The organism is Owenweeksia hongkongensis DSM 17368, assembly GCF_000236705.1.
In the GTDB taxonomy this organism is placed as follows: Bacteria; Bacteroidota; Bacteroidia; order Flavobacteriales; family Schleiferiaceae; genus Owenweeksia; species Owenweeksia hongkongensis.
Map to the genome: position 1 here is coordinate 1818678 of NC_016599.1, position 22039 is coordinate 1840716.

A 22039-nucleotide genomic window follows, 5' to 3' on the forward strand; every position below is an offset into this window, starting at 1 on the left:
ATAACAACTGATGCAGGAGCCGTATGAAAAATTTCTAACAGGAATGTATTTACAAACACGTGGTTTTATTCCTTCTATACCATTAGGTCAAAATGTTTACCCTGGTGATTTTTTTCTAATTAAGAATGGAGAAATTATTGTTTTAGGGAACATTTTCAGAAAAGCCATTGTAGATACTGAAACAGTAGAGATTGAATATAACATTAAGCTCGACCCCGCTAATTGGGTCTTCAGTGATGGAATAACAAAACCTTATATTGGTAAAGAAAAGGGTGACAACCCTTTTAATGGAGCTTTTGAAATCAGCAAACTACTTATTGCCTTTAAGGATAAAGGCAGTTACCTTTTTAAAGGTGAAGCCCCATTGGCGGTTAGAATCAAAAATTGGTCAGACATTTGGCAGCAACTTATTATTAAGCTAACACAGACTGTTTATTCATTTCGTGAGTTATACGTAGTAACTCACTGTGCAACCATGGACAACTGGACGTTAGCAGTCTCTAGCTCTAAAGGAGCGGAACTGGAAATTGCGACCGATTCAGAGAATGTTGAATTGGCAGATATCTTTGGAGACGCATCATCAAAACTCATACAGTCTAAGAATCTAGAATTTTATCATAGACAAAACTCAAGAAAACCAACCTTTTTCAAAGCTAAAAAATTAGTGATCAAAAACGAAAAGTTAGAGTTATTGATTGCTCAACTATATAATGATAGCCTTCATCATAGTGAATGGGCTGAAAATTTCTTCGATAGGAATTTCGATACACAGTCAAGTAATTTTCCATTTAATATATCCAGTAACTATCCATTAGAATTGTTAAACATGCTTCACAGCAATGAATTCAATCCAAATTCAGCTTTACAATACTTTAAATGGGAAGACGCCAATCTAGACGATTTCGAAAAACTTTTTTCGACCCACTGAAACTAACAAAACTATTCTTTGACAAGATATTGGGTAATAAATAGTTTGCAATGTAAAGCCCAAGTACAATCAAATAGACAGCCAGTAAACCAGTGACTCGCTCGCACACTCCTCACGACATGAAATGCACACCAGCTTAGACTCTAACCTTCGGTTTAAAAGCCGCGTTCGTTAAGATACATCGTTTACAAAAGTTATAGATTAGGGTTTACACTAGATTAGTCTCTAGCCTCAGGTCAATTTAGGCTCTAGTCCTTTGAAATACGTTAATGTTTCATGCGAAATTTTATAATATCTTAATTGCATCAAACCATTAACATTCATAACATGAAAAACCTTAAACTATTCCTATTACCCTTAGTCCTGATCGCGGGAGGATGTCAATCATTAAAAACCGGGACTCAAACCGACACCAGCAATAAATCACTATATCAAGCATCCATAGAAAACTCCATGGCTCCTTCTCAAAAAAAAGTTTATAAGGATTTTGTCTCCATTAGCCCCGAAAACACTGAGCTCATTTGGAAAGATATAAATGGAGAAGATTATATTTTGGCAGCTACCTGGAAACAAAACATTTCCTATTACCAACCTTACTTGGATTCAGGATACTTTAATACCGGAGAACACCCTATATGGGTAACTACAGCGCCTGAGCTAGCCCAAAAGATGAAAAAGAAAAATGCTCAGGATGTAGACTTACGCCTAAAACAATTATTAGGATTACCTCCAAACTCCATATATAGTTATTTTGTAGAGTTTTGGCTAAATCCCTCAGGCCTCATAAGACCATGCCCTGACAATGAAATTACGGACAGCCAATGTGATTTATGCTTTCCTGAGGAAACAGACCCTTCTTACATAGCTTGGATAAATGAAAATAGAATTAGCCGTTATTACAATTGCGAATTATATGACAACTACCCGTGGAGCCAACTAGGCTACACTTACGACTGGAACCCTAAAAATCAATCTCATGTGTGCTTAAGCGAGTTTGTAATCAAAGAAAATAAAAACATCGTTGTTAATGCTATTTATACAACAGAGGAATATTTAAGAGGGGATGGCATGACTAAATACTTGCCATAAAACAGTCTAGTTCTATTCACCTACAAGTGGGTATGATAAATTTCTTTAAAAACATTTTACTGTTGAATTACCTAGCCTTTCTAGGGTCATAAGTAGGCATACAACCGTACAATTATGGAGCCTTGATAAAACAAATCTCCAATAACTCTGGCATCAAATCTGGTGAATTACACAAACTCATGCTTAGCTGTCATGTAGCCGCAGGGGTATAAGCTGCAAAAAGTTATTAGCCATGGCTTTTTTTTTGCCTTAGCCGAACAACCTCAAAACCTATATTTGCTCCCTATTCTCAAACCTCTCACAATGAAAAAAGCGCTGCTTCTGGCTTTGATAAGCTTTACTTCAAATCAAGTTATTAGTCAGGTTATTAATATTCAAGTAGGCACAGCTATTTCAAAGCTTGACTGGACGGTAGAAGATATACCTGGCCAACCGAGTGTATTTGGTGTTGATGAGTCTGCTTATGCAGAGCCAATTCTAGGACTATCCGCATTTATTGGAGTTGACTATTTCGACCACAAGTATTATAATTTATCTACAAACATTGGATATATCCAAAAAGGAGGCCAATACACAGTAGATTATGTTTTGTATACTTCCGTAAAAAAGGCTCAATTGCACTATTTATCTTTAAACACATCATTGGACTTAAAGTTACCTGTTACCGAATCAATATCCCCTTTCTTAAGCTTTGGGCCACGAATAGATTTTCTATCTTCTCACGAAGGAGAAATAATTGAAAACTTATCGGGCAAAAACACTGGTGAATTGGACAAACTCATGTACGGATGCCATTTGGGTGCTGGAGCAAAATATAGCTTACAAAAAATTCAATTTGGTGTACGTTTTGACTATTATTTCAACTTCACTCATATTGCTAATTACGAGTGGTCACGCAAACACGTTACATACGGCTATGGCAATGGAACCTTAAAAGACCACACATACTCGATAAACTTGGTGGTTGGATATAAACTTTAAGTCTATAGAGTCGAGCTTATAAATCACTTTACCTCCTTACCTGAACTTGGCTTTCAAAGTTTCCAGGTCTACCATCACTTTAGGATTCTTTTCGATTTCTGTTAAGAGATGATCCACCTTGTTTTGATCCAGCTTCATTTTATAAGCCAGTTCACGGCATTTTTCAATTTCTTCAGCTTCCACTTGTGTGTCTACAAACATCATGTTTAGCAATCTATGAAACTGCTCCAGGCGATGATTAGGAGAAATATGATCAAAAGCGGATGACTTGCGCTCCATCAGTTGCTCCAACTCAGATTGGCTTACTCCCATTTTTTGCGCCACCCATACCAGATAAGTCATTTCAGAAAAATTGACCATACCATCGCTCTTTGCCATGTCAATCAAATCCGTTAGTAATATTCCTTTTTCTGTGGTATTTAAGTAGCTCATCGTTTCTGTATTTTTAGTTTTAAGGCTCCGAATATAATTGGATTTGTTGATTTCAATATACCCTTCAGACAACATTTTCATTACCCATCTCCATTTACGAGGGAAATAAAAATTCGCCTTCGCTACCTTTGCGGCTATGGACAGTATGCTGAAGCCCTTTCTCCCTAACATTCAAAAAGAACTTAGCGTAAGCCACATTTTGAGCATTGCCAAAATGCAAAGCTTGTGGAGCGATTATGGTGGAATTTTTAGGTTAAACCTGAAAGGAGCAAAAGTGCCTTCGGTAGTAGTGAAATGTATCCTCCTTGAAGAAAAAGATAAGCACCCACAGGGGTGGGTTTCTAATCTTTCGCACGAGCGAAAAGTTAAATCCTATCAAGTGGAAAACCATTGGTATGAAATGTATGCTGCTTCGCTTCCCACTACGGTAAAAGTACCTCAGCTACTTTACAGGGAAAAGCAAACTTCTGTACAAATTTTAGTTCTCGAAGACCTTTCACATTTTTATCCAAACCTGAAACAATCTTGTACTTACAAAGAAGCCAAAACGGTTATAAGATGGTTGGCGCAATTTCATGCTCATTTTATCAATTCACCAACTGATGGCCTTTGGCCTATTGGAAGCTACTGGCACTTAAACACCAGACCTGATGAATGGAAAGCTATGGAAGATTCACCCCTTAAAGAAAAAGCCCAGGCGTTGGACTTTGTGCTAAACGAGGCAAAATTTCAAACCATAATACATGGAGATGCCAAGGTGGCCAACTTTTGCTTTAGCAATAATGAAGAAGTAGCTGCTGTTGATTTTCAATATGTAGGTAAAGGTGTTGGGGTAAAAGATTTAGCTTATTTCCTGGGCAGTTGCTTTAGCGATGAAGAAAGTCAGCTTTATGAAGGTTCACTCTTGGAGTATTACTTTGAAACATTAAAGGCATCAGCTAAAGATTTGAATGAAGCCGAAAAGGCAGCTTTGGAAAAAGAATGGCGAGAACTATACCCGGTAGCTTGGGCTGATTTCAATCGCTTTTTGCTGGGCTGGCTTCCCAACCATCAAAAACTGCATAACCATGCTTTATCCAAAAACGGGGAGGCGTTTCAGTTTTTAGAAAGGCAAAACCTCTAAGCACAACCCCGTCCGCTAATTTTATTTTTTTCACAAAAAAGTATGTTGACCGAAGGATTAGGTTAAAACTTGTGTCTAACCATTAAATATGGGAAACATTATGACACAATTAAAATCTGGCATCTTACTACTAGCCACCGCAATATTCATATCATGTTGTTCGAAAGATGATGACGATCAAGGCACTGCATCTAATGATGATGGAGTGGTCATAAATGTAGATGAAGGTCTTTTTTTAAGCGGCACCACGGTTACTACGGTACCGTGCACCCTTTCTGATGGAACAAATACAGATTGCTATCAAATTGTAACCAACAGTATGGCGTCCGACCATGACATGGGTCCGTGGTGTCCGACTAATATTTCTGACGGAGCAGAAGCCGGAGGTATCTGGTTAGAAAATGGACAGGTGTATGATGTGGATGGTGCTTTTATCCAAAACATGGCCACCTTTTACAATGACAATACCTGGATGATGTACGATGCCAATGGCGACATTTATATAACAGACACTGAACAGGACTGCATTAATGCCGCAAACCCAAATGTAGGTGCAGCTTATGAAAATTACTGTGTGGAGTGCCTACCCTCCTATATTTCCAATCTTTCACAAACGTGGTTGATTCCCGTGACCCCCGTAAAACAAAGTACTCCAGCCAACTTCGCTATGGGTGGAGGACCTATGGGATCTACCGGACCTACCGTAATTGGAGTTGCTTTTAATGGTATTGAATTTTCTGGTGCGGCACCCGTAGATGCAATATTGGGAGCCTATACTCTTGCTCCCTTTGATGATGCTGGTGGGCACATCAATGTTCATCAAGGATATCACTATCATGCGGCTACTGGTGTAAGTACGGAGGTTGCCCAAAATGACGGACATGCTACTATGATAGGTTATGCCATGGATGGACACGCCATTTACTCACAATTAAATGAGGACGGAACAGAACCAACAGACTTAGACGAATGTCGTGGACATTATGACGATACGAGAGGTTACCATTACCATGTAGACGCACCTGGTAGCAACAACTTTATCAACTGCCTTGCTGGCGCTTACGTTAACTAAAGAAATAAAATTATGAAGTGGATAATAGGTCTTTTGCTGATGATAGGAATGCAAAGCGCTTGGGCACATCAACCCAGTGTTTCATCAACAATACTATCCCAACAGGGTGACAACAGCTGGGTTTTACAAGTACGCTCACCCCTTTCTGCATTTGAGTATGAAATAAAACAACTCAATGGTGAGACTTCTTTCAGCACACCTGAAGAGTTTAAAAGTTTGGTCCTTAGTCACATCTTGAAAAATGTAACTATACAGGTAAATGGAGAAAATACCGTTCAGCTCATAAAAGGTTTTGTGAAGTTGGGCCATGAAACTAACGTGGTCTTTCAGGCTACAGGAATTCCGGAAGAAATTGAGTCTATTGATGTGAGCAATAAAAGCTTTGAGCATATTGGTTATAATCAAAGTGCATTGATGATTATAAAGAGTGGGCTAGAAAAGCAGCAGTTTGTGCTAGACGACAAAAATCAACACTCTATAAAACTCCTTGCTAAAGGAAACCAACTTGTGGAACATACTGCCAATTCTACTGCAGGAATAGGGTTTGCCCCAACTTCCTTTATGAATTATGTCACTTGGGGTTTAGGTTTACTCTTTATTTTATTATTTGGGTTTTACCTCTATCAATCCAACAAGCTTGATGAAGCTACTCGTCAGGGTAATTGTTTATAATAAACTCTACACTTTATAAATGTAAAAAGAGGTGACTCCGCATAGAGCCACCTCTTTTTTTTAATGATAATTCACCCTATTTCTAGGCCAAATCAAAGCGATCTAAGTTCATCACCTTATCCCAGGCGGCAACAAAATCATTTACAAACTTGTCCTTTGCATCTGATGATCCATATACTTCCGCTAAGGCACGTAGTTCTGAGCTGGAACCAAAAATAAGATCAGCGCGGGTGGCTGTCCATTTTGGTGCTCCCGATTTTCTATCACTGCCTTCAAACACCTCAGCTTCATCAGAAGTCGGTTTCCATTGCGTGCGCATATCCAAGAGATTCACAAAGAAATCATTACTCAATGTTTCCGGGCGATTGGTAAACACACCATGATTGAAACCATCATAATTGGTATTCAACACGCGCATTCCTCCTACCAAAACGGTTAATTCCGGAGCCGATAAGGTTAATAATTGTGCTTTATCGATTAGTAAATCCTCCGTGGAAACGTCAAACTTAGTGCCTCGGTAATTGCGGAAACCATCAGCATAAGGCTCCAAATATTCAAAAGCTTCCACATCAGTTTGCTCGGCAGAAGCATCCATTCGACCGGGTGTGAATGGCACCTCAACATTATGCCCAGCATTTTTAGCCGCTTTTTCTACACCAGCGCATCCAGCCAAAACAATCAGATCTGCCAATGAAATTTTCTTACTTCCTGAGTTGAATTCTTTTTGAATTCCTTCTAAAGTGCTCAATACTTTTTTAAGCTGTTCAGGCTTATTCACCTTCCAATCTTTTTGAGGGGCCAGACGAATACGAGCACCATTGGCACCACCACGTTTATCAGAACCTCTAAATGTGGAAGCCGAAGCCCAGGCTGTAGAAACCAATTCAGAAACTGACAATCCGGAATTCAAAACTTTTGATTTCAAACTAGCCACATCCTCGTCATTTACCAGCTCATGATCCACGGTCGGGATTGGGTCTTGCCAAAGCAATTCTTCCTGCGGAACTTCCGGCCCCAGATAGCGCTCTTTCGGCCCCATATCACGATGTGTTAATTTGTACCATGCACGCGCAAAAGCATCCGCAAACTCATCGGGGTTTTCGTAAAAGCGTCTTGATATTTTCTCATATTCAGGATCCATTCTCAGGGACAAATCGGTGGTAAGCATAGTTGGCTTGCGCTTTTTGGAAGAGTCAAAAGCATCAGGAATTATTTCTTCCGCATCACGTGCTATCCATTGCTTAGCTCCAGCAGGGCTTCTATGCGGATCCCACTCATATTCAAATAGATTTTTGAAGAAATTATTGCTCCACTTTGTAGGTGTTTCTGTCCAGGTAACCTCTGGCCCTCCAGTAATGGCATGCGCTCCACTTCCTGTTTCAAAACTATTTTTCCAACCAAAACCTTGATCCTCGATAGGTGCAGCTTCCGGCTCTGGACCTACAAACTCACCAGGATCAGCCGCGCCATGTGTCTTTCCAAAAGAGTGACCACCAGCTATGAGTGCCACTGTTTCCTCATCATTCATCGCCATTCGCTTGAAGGTTTCCCTAATATCCTTTGCCGCAGAAATCGGATCCCAGTTTCCATTAGGGCCTTCAGGATCTACATAAATCAGCCCCATCACCACAGCTGCCAGTGGATCTTCCAGATCTCGTTCACCGGAATATCTTTTATCACTAAGCCACTCTGTTTCCGAGCCCCAATACACATCTTCTTCAGGTTCCCACACATCTTCGCGCCCTCCTGCAAAACCAAAGGTTTTGAAGTTCATAGACTCTAACGCCACGTTGCCAGAAAGAACTATAAGATCGGCCCATGAAATTTTGTTACCATATTTCTGCTTGATGGGCCAAAGTAGCCTGCGTGCTTTATCTAAACTGGCATTGTCTGGCCAACTATTAAGTGGAGCGTAGCGCTGCTGACCAGAACCCGCGCCACCGCGACCATCACCAATACGATACGTACCTGCGCTGTGCCAAGCCAAGCGAATAAACAGACCTCCATAGTGACCAAAGTCAGCGGGCCACCAGTCTTGCGAATCGGTCATTAAATCGGTTAGATCTTTTTTTACAGCTTGTAAGTCAAGCTTCTTAAATTCCTCAGCATAATTAAAATCTTCTCCCATAGGGTTAGATAAAGAGGAGTGCTGTCGAAGCATATTTACTTTTAATCTGTTTGGCCACCAATCTTGATTTCTAGCGCCACCGCCAGCCGCCTGTTTAGGTGCTCCACCGTGAAACGGACACTTGCCTCCACTATTTACATCAAAACTACGTGAGCCATTAGAATCTGAATTATTTCCCATATTTATTTGAATTGTTTGACTGGATAAAGTTGATATAATTTTTAGCTATTGATTTAAAATTTAAATAACAATTAACTATTATGTTGATCATTCATATTTATGCCTGAAATTATAGAAATGTGTTTTATTAGAGCTTAATCCTTGATAGAAATTAGAAAAAGAATGGATACTTCTTTGGACATTGCAAAATCATTTAGTTTTATCCCCTGAGCCATTTAGGCCTTGCTGTACCTCAAACTATGAACAGAAAACTAAAGCAATTTACCGAAGTGCTAAACTCTCAAAGCTACCTCCACAAGCGCTCTCTGTTCGGTTTGTTTCTAGCTATCCTACTTATAGACCGCATCGTAGCGCTTGTGAATTTTGGCTTTGTTTACACAGACATTGATCAAACGGTGCTTTGGAATGGTCTGCTAGATTATTCGCAAGGAATATTTCCTGAGCCTTTCTTTTATGGGCAGCCCTATAATTATATGCTTGAGTCACTTGTGGCGGTGCCATTGTATTGGATGAATATCCCCGTCTACATTGCAATGCCTATGACTACAAGTTGCATAGTGCTACTACCTTTTATTATTCTGGCCTTTTTGTTTTTTAAAACAAAAAATCCCTTCTGGGCTTTTCTCACTTTAGCCCTCCCCGTACTTTTACCAGTAGAATTCAACTTTCTCACCAGTCTTTCCCGAGGATTCGTCCAAGCATTTTTATTTCTTCCACTTTTATATATCCCTTTGTTTTATCCTCAAAAAAAAGGTAGTGTCACCCTACTCTACATTACTTCTGCCCTTTGCTTTATTGCCAATCAAAGCTCGGCACTCTTCATTGCTCCGGTATTTCTTTTTGTTTTCTCCTATCACTATAAGTCGCTATTATTTTACATAAAAGCTCTACTTGTCCTACCAATTCTGTTTTTGGATTATTTGGCAAAGGAATTTTACACCTCACATTCAGAACGCATTGTGCATCCCCATGCAAATGTTGGGTTTAGCCTTGATACATTTTGGGAAAGCCTAAAAACCTATGATCACTTTGAAAATCTATTTCCCTTCTTTTCCAGTTGGGGAATTGTTTATCCACTCCTCTTCATTCTTCTGGCGGTGATAGGTTATAGAAAATCTTTGATAAAAGAAGCCCTTTTTAGCGCAGTTGCATTCCTCATGCTGATGGTCACATTTGCCATACCTAAAGTTCAGGAACGACATGATGAGGCAGACATTTTCTTTACACCAAGTCGACTTTTCATCGTGTTACCCATTTTGCTCATCATTAGCCTTTTTATAATCTTTAAAAAATCTAAAAACGCATATAGGTTAACTCTACCACTCCTCGCGCTCACAGTGGTTTTCATGATTTTGAAAAATAACCATTTAGATAGAAAAATTGACCACATCCTGGATGGCAATATTTTTCCTTCGGTAAAAAATGAAACCTTGGTAACACGGGCTCTGCACTTAAATAAAATAGCGCTGAAAAATGATGTAGACCTCATCGTTCATGCTAACATGAATGGTTATGAATATATTCTGGATAGCTATGCCTTCAACCCTATTGTTTACCATAGCCGGAAAGGTGAAAAAAAGATAATTTCCGTCAATCTGTATGGAGACAGGCGCACTTGGCTTTATTCATCATCATTGCCTTCACGGCAAATTTTGCTCAGTGGTTTTAAAATTGACTCTAATCTCCTGAAACCATTCGATCACGAGATAATCAGTGATGAAGAAATTGTAATAAAAAACAACAATCTTTCCACACAGGAATTGTTCTCCCGCTTCAATCTTGAGTTTAAGATTTAGCCTTATCCGATCCTGTTCATTCCCTCAATACAAAGCCTATCTTTGCGGCCTTGAAAAAATGGTGAATGGAATTTGAAATTTTTGAATTGAGCAATGGCATCCGTGTGGTGCACAAACAAATGGATAGACCAGTAGCTCATTGTGGATTGATGGTGATGGCAGGTTCCAGAGATGAGTCGCTCGAAGAAGAGGGGTTGGCACACTTTATAGAGCATGTACTTTTTAAAGGAACTACCAAAAGAAAAGCCTACCACATCTTAAGCAGAATGGAGGATGCCGGAGGTGAACTCAATGCCTACACCGACAAGGAAACTACGGTTATTTACAGTTCTTTTTTAGAAAGTGATTACAATCGCGCCATTGACCTAATCTTTGATATTAACTTCAATTCCATCTTTCCTGAAAAGGAAATACAAAAGGAAAAAGAGGTGATCATTGATGAAATCAATAGCTATAAGGACTCCCCTTCTGAGCTAATTTTTGATGATTTTGAGGAAACGCTTTTTCCTAATCACCCATTAGGGATGAATATTTTGGGTACACCCGAAAAGGTAAAAAGCTTTAGCCGAAAGGATATTTTGAATTTTATTTCTCGCGAATACGGAAACAACCGCATGGTGTTTAGCAGTGTGGGAAATATCAGCTCTGCTAAGCTAAAACGTATGCTAGACAAAGCTACAGAGCACCTTCCTGCCAAAATCTCTACTCATACCAGAGTTGCTCCACCAGCCTATCAAACCAAACATGTATCGGTCGAAAAGTCAAACTTTCAAACACATGCGGTGCTGGGCACTAGAAGCTATTATGCTAATCATGAGAAAAGCAGAACACTTCACTTATTGAATAATATTTTGGGTGGCCCAGGGATGAACTCACGCCTGAACCTCAACATTCGGGAGAAGTATGGTTTCACCTACAATATTGAGTCATTTTACAATCCATATTCTGACACAGGTGTGTTTGGGATATATGCCGGCACCGACCCCGGAACTATTGGCAAAACACTAAAGCTGATTGATAAGGAGCTTAAAAAACTTAGAGAAATAAAGTTGGGCACTATGCAGCTCACCAAGGCCAAGCGCCAAATTTTAGGGCAAATTGCCATGGGGCAAGAAAACAATGCCTCGCTAATGTTAGCCTTGGGCAAATCACTTTTGGTATTTGATAGAGTGGACACTTTTGAAGAAATTAGAGCCAAAATTGAAGGTATAACTTCTGAGGATTTGCAGGATGTAGCCAATGAAATTTTAGCACCTGAGCAGATGAGCTCGATAGTTTATAAGCCGATAGCAAACTAAAGTACATTTCTACCGAACGCAAAAACTCCCTTGCCTAGAATTGAACTGAAAACAGAAATCAAGGCAAGAAAAGAAATAGTATTTGACCTTTCACGAAGCATTGATTTACATAAAATATCGACAGAACAAACCGATGAAACTGCCATCGCTGGCAGAACAAGTGGTTTAATTGAACTAAACGAGTTTGTTACTTGGAGAGCAAAACACTTTGGGGTTTATCAAAATTTAACCTCTCATATAACTGAGTTCAATCACCCTAATTACTTTGTGGATGAAATGAAACAAGGGATTTTTAAAAAATTCCGCCATGAGCATCATTTCTCGATTTCAGACAAAATCACAATAATGATTGATATTTTCGAATTCGAATCACCATTAGGGTTTTTAGAGCAAATTGCCAATAAACTTTTCTTAAAAAAGTACATGGCAAAACTTTTAGAAAAGAGAAATCAAACCATCAAGGACTTTGCTGAATCAGGCAAATGGAAAAAAGTAATAAGCACTAAATTTGACTGATTCATTCTTGCTAAACAACAAACCACAAACACCTCCTCTTTATGGACTTCTTACCCGAAAAAATAAACACCTATTCCGAAAACCACACTTCACCAGAAAGTGAAATATTGGAAAATCTAAACCGCGACACCCAAGCCAAAATACTAAGAGCAAGGATGCTTAGCGGTCATTTGCAAGGAAGAACCTTGAGTATGTTTAGCCACATGCTGAAACCAAAACGTATGTTGGAAATCGGTACCTACACTGGTTATTCGGCCCTTTGCTTAGCCGAAGGCTTAACCGAAGATGGAGTTCTTCACACGATTGACATCAATGAAGAGTTGGAAGATTTTGCAAAATCTTACTTCGACAAATCGGAATACGGGAGTAAAATAAAAATGCACGTTGGTGATGCATTGGAAATCATTCCAGGCTTAAACGAAACCTGGGACATGGTTTTTATAGATGCAGACAAGGCAAATTATTCTAACTATTTTGACCTGGTAATTGAGCACACTCGCACGGGAGGCTTTATTATAGCTGACAATGTGTTGTGGAGTGGCAAAGTAACTGAACCACTAAAAGCTCAGGATATCGATACCGAAGCTCTTTTGGTTTTTAACAAAAAGATGCAAGACGACCCCAGAGTAGAAAACGTATTACTCCCCATACGTGATGGATTGATGATAGCTCGGAAGAAGTGATTTGAGATTCCGGATCTCCGTTCCTACGCCCGGAATGTTTTCAACAAGTCATTCCGGCCATAGAGCCGGAATCTCAATTATCATCAAAAAACAACGTCTCAACCTGTTTTTTACCGAAATACCCCCTTCCTTTTCCTTGTAAACTATACTTTTGCGCACTTCATAATTCGTAGAAATCATGCAAAGACATACCACTCTCGGTGAATTTATTATTGGCAACCAAAAAGACTTTCCATACGCGAAAGGTGAACTGAGCGCACTTTTGAGCTCTATCCGCCTTGCGGGGAAAATGGTAAACCAGGAAATCAACAAAGCCGGACTGGCCGAAATACTTGGAAAATTTGGTTCTGACAATGTACAGGGCGAAGAGCAAATGAAGCTTGACGTACTGGCCAATGACCTTTTTATCAGTACACTTCGCTCACGTGGTGAGATTTGTGGTATTGCCTCTGAAGAGATGGAAGACTATGTTTCTTTTGACGAAGATATTCACAAAGACGCCAAATACGTTGTGCTAATTGATCCACTAGATGGTTCTTCAAACATTGATGTAAACGTAACTGTGGGTACAATTTTCAGCATTTACCGCAGAATTTCAGAGCCAGGAACCCCTGTAACATTAGAAGATTTTCTTCAGCCAGGCAATAAGCAGGTTGCTGCCGGATACTTGGCATATGGAACCTCAACCATGTTAGTATTTACCACTGGTAATGGCGTGAATGGTTTCACTTATGATCCGGGTATTGGCTCGTTCTTCCTTTCGCACCCTAAGATGCAGATTCCGGAAGATGGAAAGATTTACTCAATCAACGAAGGAAACTATGTTCACTTCCCTGAAGGTGTAAAAAAATACATCAAATGGTGTCAGGAATTAGATCCGGCAACCAATCGTCCATTGACTTCAAGATACATTGGTTCTTTGGTAGCTGATTTTCACCGAAACCTACTTAAAGGCGGTGTCTATATTTACCCGAAAGGGACCACTGCTCCAAAAGGAAAACTTCGCTTGTTGTACGAATGCAACCCAATGGCTTACCTGATGGAGCAAGCGGGAGGTGCCGCCAGCGATGGTTACACCCGTATTATGGATTTAGACCCTACTGAGCTTCACGAGCGTGTACCATTTTTCTGTGGAAGCAAAACTATGGTAGCCAAAGCTGAAGAGTTTATGGATCAATACAGAGACTAAAAGGCATAGCCCTTTTTAAAATATGATGAGTTGCGGGCTTGTGGTTTTATACTGCAAGCCCGTTTTGTTTTTGCCCTTTTCTTTATTTAAAGTTTTCTATACCCTTTTGTTATCCTAAGTGGCCGACAGAATGAAGGTTGTATCAGCTTGCCCTGCAGGGTGAAGGGCTAGGGTGACATCATACCTTCAAACAGTCTTCGATACACCGCTCATTCTTCGTGGTACTCAGACTAGCCACCCATATTAGAGACTCCTAATTCCTTATGCTTGCATAATATTTCATTTTTTGAAGCAACCCTTTCTACTTTTTAGTCTCTATTTAATTAAAGGATAGAATTCAACTTTTTGTTAGCAGGCCTGCTAGTTCTCGGGAGTACACTCCCATTTCAGTAACGTAAAATTTGGAGATTATGAAGACGCTTAAATTGCTGATTATCGGCCTGGCTGTATTATGCCTAAAACCAGGTTTTGCTCAAGAAAAGGCTGGAGCATTAATAGGAGTGGTTTCTGATTTGGAAAATATGGAAACTTTGCCCTTTGTAAATGTTGTGATTAAAGACATCAAAGGCAACATAATAGCAGGTGGTGTCTCAGATTTGGATGGAGAATTCAACATCAACCCTATCGCCCCTGGACACTACACCATTGAAGCTTCATTTGCCGGGTATGAAACAGAAGTATTTAAACAGGTGAAAGTTAAAAGTGGAGAAAAAACTAAGCTTAATATACTTCTCATTGAAGGGAGTTATGAGTTGATTGAATGTGTAATTACCTGCCAGCAACCCGTGATAGATATAACTCGAACAGTGTGCTGGTGGAAATCATGTGGTAATATTTTAAGTACAGGCCTAAGTGATTCAGAAATAATACCATTAAGCTTCTCAATCTTCCCAAACCCTAGCACTGGAGAATTAAACCTGAAGGCAGACTCTGAAATAAGTGAGGTGTTAATCACAAATATGAATGGCCAATCTGTGTCAGAGATAAGCGTTGATAACCCAAATGACATTTCAGCAAACTTGAGTCATTTACCCGCTGCAACCTATATCGTTCACTTTTCGGATGGCATAAGTCGGAAATCACAGCTATGGATACTTCAGCACTAAGCTCAAACTAAAGATATATGGTGTTTTGTTTATGTTGGTGGCAATCGCACTCCTCGCCTTGTAGGGTGCGATTGTTTTTCTTAATCCATCATCATCAAATTTCTCCACATTATGCTGTAATTTCATCGCCAAATTGAGCTTTATGAAAACAGCATTTATCACAGGCGCCACTTCAGGTATTGGAAAAGCAACCGCTATTTTATTAGGTAAAAGTGGATATCGAATTATTGCTTGCGGCCGCAGGCAAGATCGTTTGGACGAATTGAAAGGCGAATTAGCGGCATTCACAGAAGTGTATACGCTTAGTTTTGATGTTCGTGAGAAAGACGCTGTTTTTAAGGCCATCGATTCTTTGCCTAATGATTGGAGAAACATCGATCTTTTGGTAAACAATGCCGGAAATGCGCATGGTTTGGCTTCCATTCAAAATGGCTCAATTGACGATTGGGACGCCATGATTGATATTAATGTGAAAGGTTTGCTGTATGTCTCAAAGGCTATTATCCCTAATATGATAGAGCGCAACACTGGGCACATTATTAATATTGGCTCCATTGCTGGCCGCGAGGTTTACCCCAATGGCAATGTGTATTGCGCCAGCAAATATGCCGTTGACGCTATCAATAATGGAATGCGAATTGACCTCAACGAATACAACATAAGGGTTTCTCAAATCGCTCCAGGATTAGTAGAAACTGAGTTTTCACTAATCCGTTTTAAAGGTGATGCTGATAAATCCGCAGGGGTTTATGAAGGTTATGATGCTTTAAAACCTGAAGATTTGGCTGACCTGATTTTATTTATGGCTACTCGCCCAGCTCATGTTAACCTTGCTGATGTTTTAATTTTACCTACAGCTCAGGCTAATGCGACAACGGTGAAAAAGCACTGATATAGTTTTCCTTTTCCCAACAATTTAATCAAGTAACACTTTTGTTTTAACCGATTCAGCTTCATTACTCAATGCAACTACATACATGGCTGAAGCAAGGTTTTCCGGAAGATCGACCCTGTTGTTACCTTTATTTAAACTCACATTCTTCTGCCACAAAACTTGACCATTCAAGCTATACAGCTTGAGTGTACAGCCAAAAAGACGAGCCGTAGAATTGATGAATAGTTGATGCCCAAAAGCGTAAACCTCTAACCCTGACAATACTGATTCCTCGATACCCACTCCATAGTCAAAGTTTATCATTACACGGGAAATATTATCTGCTTCATTCCCTTCGATAATGCTATCCAAAGCATCGGTAAAATAAAACAGGTAATAGTCCTTTTGAGAAATTGGAGTGGGGTAAAAAACCTGCTGCATACCTAAAAATGTATCTCCTGCTAGTATAATATTTTCCTGAACTGATTGAACAAAAATATCTCCTGAGTCGAAAGTGCTATCAGTAGACCAAAAAAACCGAGTTTCGCTCACTTCACCGTCTAACAAGCCGGTATTTATTATCGAGTAAGGAGCCTGAATATCCGGCTTGGACATTTGCGCAGAGATTGAATCCAGTGGAGACTTAGCATAATAATCAGCGAATGGTGGGAAATTGATTTTATAAGAACCTAGGTTATTTGACTCATCTTTTTCCACCAAAGTAGAATCTGCATCGCAGACATAGAAAAGGTAATACTCATTTTGAATCAAAGGGCTTGGGATGCTTATAATTACATTACCACTTCGGCTACCTCCCATAGAAATAGCGGTCACATTGACATTTTGAACCTGAAGATCTGTAGGATCGAGCAGACTATCCTCTGACCAGAAAAACTTCAATTTAGTATTTCCACCATTAAGGTCACCTTCATTTTTCAAGGTGTAGTTTACCTGAATATTTGTTTGTGCCACAGTAGCATTTATTGAGACCGCGGAGTCAAGCGCAACATAATCAGGACTGGTGGCTGTAATACTAAAATTGTCAAAACGCATTCCTTGTACAAATCCCAGACCCATATTATGCCATTTGCTTCTGTACTTAAAACGAAACACCACATTCTTCTCACCACGTAAAAAACTAATGTCGATCCATCGATTGGTAAGGGGTGCCGAACCATTGGTGGGAGGCATTTCAGACCAGCCTGGCTGATTATTTACTTGATCCATGCTTTGATTATTAAACCAATTCTGAGCGGTACCTGCCTGATCGGTTAAAGAGGTGAAGTTTCCTCCTCCATTTGTAGAGTATTCCAAAGTTCCACCATCTGCATCATTACCATGCATAACGCCAGTGCAAAGAAGATCAAATGACAAATGGATTTTATGTTGATGACTAAAATCAAATCCTGGGGTTTCCAAATGCCAGAATGGAACTTGATTTATGTATACAACATTGTTTACCTGATCAGTAAACATCTCCCCAGATTTACGCTTTGACTGATAAACTGGCTCACCAGGAGATAGCTTGTTTCGAAATCGAAACTGATCCTGAAGGAGTACGTTATACCGATCAAGTGAATATTCATGCCAGCCTTCAGTCAAAGAATCATTAAAATTTTCTTGATATGGAAAACTATCAATTCCTCCTTTGCCTAAGGCCCATGCACCTATATTATTACTTTCATTGTATTCAGCAAGAGAGTCATTCGAATCAAGCTCATAAAGCAAATACTCATAGCTCGCTAAACCTGTATTTAATAACTCCCTTACAGTAAGGTAATACCCTTTATCGGGGCGTATAGCTGGAATGTCTTTTGTATTAACAATAAAATCGTTGGTATCCAAAATACTATCTGCCGAAAGGTGAAATCTCACTTTAGTTGGATTAGCTCTTGAGTTTCCTGAATTAAAAATCAGCATATTGAACTTAATCCAATCTGCCGTTCTGCTTATCATCAAATTTTTATCGAGCGCTACCTTCAAATCCACATCCGCCTCTTCTATTGCAAAGTTGTCAATTAGAGCGCCCTCCAAATTGTAAAGCGAGTTTGCACCGGTAAGTGTTCCCAAGTTAAATCGGAACTGAATATTTGAGTGCTTTGCCAAATGGCTTATATCAATAGAGTAATGAGTGTTACGATAGGTATCCCTTCCGTTATATTCGAGCTTCGTTACAAAAGCCCTTTCCGTAAGATCAAAAAGCAGCTCCGAGTAGTTGCCACCCCATACCCTATCGGTACCAACATAATCTTGATAATCCATTCTGTAATACCATCGGCTGAAAGATTGACTAGCGGTATCTAATATTTGCCAAGTCTTTCCACTATCAATTGAATAGCTCAAATTAGTAGAGGCTTCAGAACAAGCACAATTAGCATCTCCATGCAAAAACATATCAAATGACAGCACTGGCTCTGAGCTAGTCGTCAGGTCATAAACAGGAGTATAAAGATGCATTCTACTCTTTGGAGATACTTGGCCATTTTTATTAGTAACCCAAGCTTTAGATCCGGAAAAGGCCTGATTTAACACACTTCCGCTTGGCACACCTAGCTCCCAATCATCAGTCCCCAAACTAGCATCATGCCGCCACCCCGTGCTCTGCGATTCAAAATCATTGCTGTATGGAATACTTTGTACCGGCTGCTGATATACCTCAAAAAAACCGGCATTGTTGTACTCCCTCATTTCACTTACTACATTAGAAGTATCTAATTTATAAAGGACATAATACTTGCCAGCATTGCTAGTAGGCTTGGTGAACGTTACATTTCTCCACACACCAGTTAGGCCGGGCACTAAAGCCTCTGTTGCACTTCGAAGATATGTATCCCCCATATCCAGAATGGTATCAGTAGACCAGTAAAATGACGAAATTGAAGCAGGAGCTGCAACTGAACCACAATTATTTATGTAGTATGAAAGCGTGTAGGTAGAAGATGCCACATCTGTGAACCGATCCATTTTTCCTCGCTCAAGTGTAAGGTCTGCTTTAGCCGGCCCAATATATAAATCATCAATATTTAAACCTTCCGGATCATAATAACCGGCACTAAACTTAAATCTGAATTTTACATTATTAGCATTAGAAAGGCTAGATAGAGAAGTATTCATAAAATCCCAGTCATCATCTCGTCCAGCTGGAATATTGGCTAATGAATTCCACCAAACTCCGCAATCCGTACTATATTCTATTTCAGTTGTATTTGAGTTGCTGTGGTTTTTAAACCAAAAGTTTAGGATTAGATTTCCCGAAGCCGCTGAAAGATCAAAGTAGGGAGTATTAAGATACTGGACGCCAATAGAGTTTGCAACAACCGTCTTACTTGTGTGCCATGCATTTTTGCCTGAGTGCGTCCCCTCAAGATGATGACTATAACCACTACCTCTAGCCCACATTTGAGGATTTGAAGAAGACGATTGACCAAGGGACCACAACGAATCTGAAGTCTCAAAATCCCAAAAATGCGGAAGAGTTAATACTTGCTCAAGCATTAGTACGATTCGGCCCAGGTTATCAGTTTCGTTAGATTCTTGAATTGTATTCGTATAATCATGCTGTAGGAGGATATAATAGAAACCTGGGGTAGTGAATGTTGGCACTGTAAAAGTTTGGTTCCAATTTATTACAGGACCATTGGTACTTATACTCTTAGTTCCTAAAAGTTGATCAGTACTATCCAGAATTCCATCAGTGGAAATAAAAAATTTTGTTTTTATTGAGACATAACTTGTGCTTGGATTAGAGTGTCCAATTTCTGCACTAATTCTTAAAGAAGTACAATCTAAAGATAACCGCAAGGTATCGTCAGAGTTAATTCCATAAACATTAGGCAATCCCTGACCAGACAGGGACGAGCATGTAAATACTGTGATAATTAGTGATAAAAATTTCTTCATGAGTTAGTTGCAATTAGTCAGTAGCAAAATACTATATTATTTTACAAATTTTAATAGCAGACTTCACGTCATCACATTACCAAACTCAATCACTATACACTGAAAGTTTTAGCGAAAATTCCAAAATCATTCCGATAAGTACTTTCTCTGCCGAATTTGCGCGAATTGCGCCTATTTGTCCTTTTTTACTGCATATTCTGCAGACTTCTCCATTCTGTTAAAATAGCACATCTTTACCCACAAAACCCACAAACCACTGCTTCCCAGTGTGTTAAGGTGGAATAAATCACAAGATGCCAAAGACGCATGGTGCTTGCAACTTATATGGCAGCTTACAAACTTTATAGCTGATTAACCATTAGTTATATGGGTGCTAAGCCAAACAAATTAATATTTCACTTAAAACAATACTATGAAAGTATTAGTCATAGGAGCCGGAAACATGGGCTTAACCTATGCTGAAGCAATTTCAAAGTCGGAATTACTCCAGAATAACCAATTGATGATTTTGGACACCGATTCAGAAAAAATCAAGGAACTGCGCAAGAGCAAAAATTTTGAAGTTTTTGATAGTTTAAAATCCTGCGTTCCTAAAGCGGACATCATTTTTGTGGCCGTAAAACCATATCACAGTGAAGACCTATTTGCCGAAATGAAATCCATGGTGAATGCCGAGCAGGTTTTCATTTCTATAATGGCAGGGGTGTCTATCAAGTTTATGCAGGAATCCATGGGGGTAACCAAAGTGGTGCGTGCCATGCCTAATCTACCAGCGCAGGTAGGAAAAGGAGTTACATCTTACACGGCTTCCGAAGAAGTTTCCAGACTGGAGCTTCTTACAGTTGAAAATCTCCTGAACACCACCGGTAAAACGGTACGCCTGGATACCGAAAATGATATTGATGCCTCTACCGGTATTTCAGGAAGCGGACCTGCTTACATCTTTTACTTTATGCAAAGTATGATTGAGGCAGCTCTTAAAATGGGCTTCTCCGAACATGACTCTAAAGTATTGGTGGGCCAAACATTTGAAGGTGCTGTGGAGCTTTTTAATAGTAACAACCTTTCACCAAATTCATGGATGGACAGAGTGGCCTCTAAAGGAGGAACTACACGTGCAGCCTTGGATTCTATGGAAGATAACAACGTGAAAGAAATGATTAAAGAAGCTGCTTATGCTGCCTTTAATCGCGCTGTTGAACTTGGAAAAGAAACAGTATAAGACATGGCAGAACATTGCGACAAAAAGAAAAGAGTAGTGGTAAAAGTTGGTACCAATGTAATGACCAACAAGGATAATCGCATTGTAGGCCCCATTTTGAAAAGTTTGGTACATCAAATTGCTAAGCTTTATGAAGAGGATGTACTTACAGTTTTAGTTTCCTCAGGTTCCGCTATTGCGGGAAAAGAAGTGTTGGGTGACAGCGAAATTCAAGATCCTACCACACGTAGACAGGTATTTTCTGCTGTGGGTCAACCGCGAATGATGCGCCATTACTACAGTATTTTTCATGATTATGGAATGCGCTGTGCACAAGTACTTGCCACCAAGCGTGACTTTGCGCCAGGTAAGCACCGTGACAATATGATAAACTGCTATGAAGCACTTTTAAGCGAAGGGATAATTCCTATTGCAAATGAAGATGATGCCGTTTCGCTTACCATGTCTATGTTTTCAGACAATGACGAGTTGGCCAGCCTGGTGGCGGAATTGATTGATGCAGATATGCTCATCCTATTGACGGACACAGATGGGCTTTTTACCGGTCATCCCGATCATGATGATTCAAAAATTATCCGTCATGTACAAATTGACCAAGATGTAGAACAATACATTCAGGAAAGTGAAAAAGGCGAAGGCGAAGGCCGTGGTGGAATGGAGAGCAAACTAGGTGTTGCAAAAAGTACCGCTGCCAAAGACATTCCTACCTATATAGCCAACGGTAAACGCGAAAATGTAATTGTGGATATAGTGCAAGGCAAAGAAGTGGGAACCCGATTTACAGCATAGTAAAATGCAAGTTCCGATGGATCGGCATTCAAGCAATAAATGTTCTGATTTAAATTCATCT

The 22039-nt window shown here is 39.7% G+C and carries 18 protein-coding genes; 15 read left to right on the forward strand and 3 right to left on the reverse strand.

Going from position 1 to position 22039, the window contains the following annotated elements:
- Window positions 1–10: 10 nt before the first annotated feature.
- From OWEHO_RS08250 to OWEHO_RS17845, 3 genes are all read left to right on the forward strand, one after another.
- Window positions 11–928, forward strand: a complete 918-nt coding sequence (locus tag OWEHO_RS08250; protein ID WP_014202020.1) for a hypothetical protein — start codon at window positions 11–13, stop codon at window positions 926–928.
- 327 nt (window positions 929–1255) lie between these two features.
- The gene (locus OWEHO_RS17840) at window positions 1256–2017 is read left to right on the forward strand and encodes a hypothetical protein (RefSeq protein WP_014202021.1); all 762 of its coding nucleotides are present in this window, start codon (window positions 1256–1258) and stop codon (window positions 2015–2017) included.
- A 303-nt stretch (window positions 2018–2320) separates the two neighbouring features.
- Complete coding sequence (locus tag OWEHO_RS17845; protein ID WP_014202022.1) at window positions 2321–2998, forward strand: outer membrane beta-barrel protein; 678 nt, start codon at window positions 2321–2323, stop codon at window positions 2996–2998.
- Window positions 2999–3034: 36 nt separating this feature from the next.
- On the opposite strand, the gene OWEHO_RS08265 is transcribed toward OWEHO_RS17845, so the two are convergent.
- The gene (locus tag OWEHO_RS08265) at window positions 3035–3430 is read right to left on the reverse strand and encodes a DUF1160 domain-containing protein (protein WP_143764549.1); all 396 of its coding nucleotides are present in this window, start codon (window positions 3428–3430) and stop codon (window positions 3035–3037) included.
- Window positions 3431–3566: 136 nt separating this feature from the next.
- Between OWEHO_RS08265 and OWEHO_RS08270 the strand changes: the two genes are divergently transcribed.
- The 3 genes from OWEHO_RS08270 to OWEHO_RS08280 all read left to right on the forward strand — a co-directional run bounded on the left by OWEHO_RS08270 (window position 3567) and on the right by OWEHO_RS08280 (window position 6297).
- A complete protein-coding gene (locus OWEHO_RS08270) occupies window positions 3567–4553 on the forward strand; it encodes a phosphotransferase (RefSeq protein WP_014202024.1) in 987 nt (328 codons plus the stop codon).
- A gap of 100 nt (window positions 4554–4653) precedes the next feature.
- Window positions 4654–5625, forward strand: coding sequence for a YHYH protein (locus tag OWEHO_RS08275; RefSeq protein WP_014202025.1), 972 nt, complete (start codon window positions 4654–4656; stop codon window positions 5623–5625).
- 12 nt (window positions 5626–5637) lie between these two features.
- Window positions 5638–6297 carry a DUF6702 family protein gene (locus OWEHO_RS08280; protein ID WP_014202026.1) on the forward strand — a complete coding sequence of 220 codons (660 nt, stop codon included), beginning with the start codon at window positions 5638–5640 and terminating at the stop codon, window positions 6295–6297.
- A gap of 82 nt (window positions 6298–6379) precedes the next feature.
- Here OWEHO_RS08280 and katG read toward each other — a convergent pair whose 3' ends face one another.
- The gene (katG, locus tag OWEHO_RS08285; protein ID WP_014202027.1) at window positions 6380–8605 is read right to left on the reverse strand and encodes a catalase/peroxidase HPI; all 2226 of its coding nucleotides are present in this window, start codon (window positions 8603–8605) and stop codon (window positions 6380–6382) included.
- A 239-nt stretch (window positions 8606–8844) separates the two neighbouring features.
- Here katG and OWEHO_RS08290 point away from each other — a divergent pair, with 239 nt between their 5' ends.
- The 7 genes from OWEHO_RS08290 (at window position 8845) to OWEHO_RS08325 (ending at window position 16085) form a co-directional block, all read left to right on the forward strand.
- Window positions 8845–10401, forward strand: coding sequence for a hypothetical protein (locus OWEHO_RS08290; protein ID WP_014202028.1), 1557 nt, complete (start codon window positions 8845–8847; stop codon window positions 10399–10401).
- A gap of 65 nt (window positions 10402–10466) precedes the next feature.
- Window positions 10467–11699, forward strand: a complete 1233-nt coding sequence (locus OWEHO_RS08295) for a M16 family metallopeptidase (protein ID WP_014202029.1) — start codon at window positions 10467–10469, stop codon at window positions 11697–11699.
- A 30-nt stretch (window positions 11700–11729) separates the two neighbouring features.
- Window positions 11730–12215: an SRPBCC family protein gene (locus tag OWEHO_RS08300; protein ID WP_014202030.1), complete on the forward strand. Its 486-nt coding sequence runs from the start codon at window positions 11730–11732 to the stop codon at window positions 12213–12215.
- A 41-nt stretch (window positions 12216–12256) separates the two neighbouring features.
- Window positions 12257–12898, forward strand: coding sequence for an O-methyltransferase (locus tag OWEHO_RS08305; protein WP_014202031.1), 642 nt, complete (start codon window positions 12257–12259; stop codon window positions 12896–12898).
- A gap of 178 nt (window positions 12899–13076) precedes the next feature.
- Entirely contained in the window at window positions 13077–14087 is a 1011-nt protein-coding gene (gene fbp / locus OWEHO_RS08310) for a class 1 fructose-bisphosphatase (protein ID WP_014202032.1), read from the forward strand.
- 410 nt (window positions 14088–14497) lie between these two features.
- Window positions 14498–15193 carry a carboxypeptidase-like regulatory domain-containing protein gene (locus OWEHO_RS08315; RefSeq protein WP_014202033.1) on the forward strand — a complete coding sequence of 232 codons (696 nt, stop codon included), beginning with the start codon at window positions 14498–14500 and terminating at the stop codon, window positions 15191–15193.
- Window positions 15194–15335: 142 nt separating this feature from the next.
- Entirely contained in the window at window positions 15336–16085 is a 750-nt protein-coding gene (locus OWEHO_RS08325; protein ID WP_014202034.1) for an SDR family NAD(P)-dependent oxidoreductase, read from the forward strand.
- Between the two features lie 24 nt (window positions 16086–16109).
- On the opposite strand, the gene OWEHO_RS08330 is transcribed toward OWEHO_RS08325, so the two are convergent.
- On the reverse strand, window positions 16110–19967 hold the full coding sequence (locus OWEHO_RS08330; protein ID WP_014202035.1) for a CARDB domain-containing protein: 3858 nt from the start codon (window positions 19965–19967) through the stop codon (window positions 16110–16112).
- Window positions 19968–20379: 412 nt separating this feature from the next.
- Between OWEHO_RS08330 and proC the strand changes: the two genes are divergently transcribed.
- Both proC and proB read left to right on the forward strand, forming a co-directional pair.
- Window positions 20380–21189, forward strand: coding sequence for a pyrroline-5-carboxylate reductase (gene proC, locus OWEHO_RS08335; protein WP_014202036.1), 810 nt, complete (start codon window positions 20380–20382; stop codon window positions 21187–21189).
- Between the two features lie 3 nt (window positions 21190–21192).
- Window positions 21193–21978: a glutamate 5-kinase gene (gene proB / locus OWEHO_RS08340; RefSeq protein ID WP_014202037.1), complete on the forward strand. Its 786-nt coding sequence runs from the start codon at window positions 21193–21195 to the stop codon at window positions 21976–21978.
- The last annotated feature ends 61 nt before the right edge of the window (window positions 21979–22039 follow it).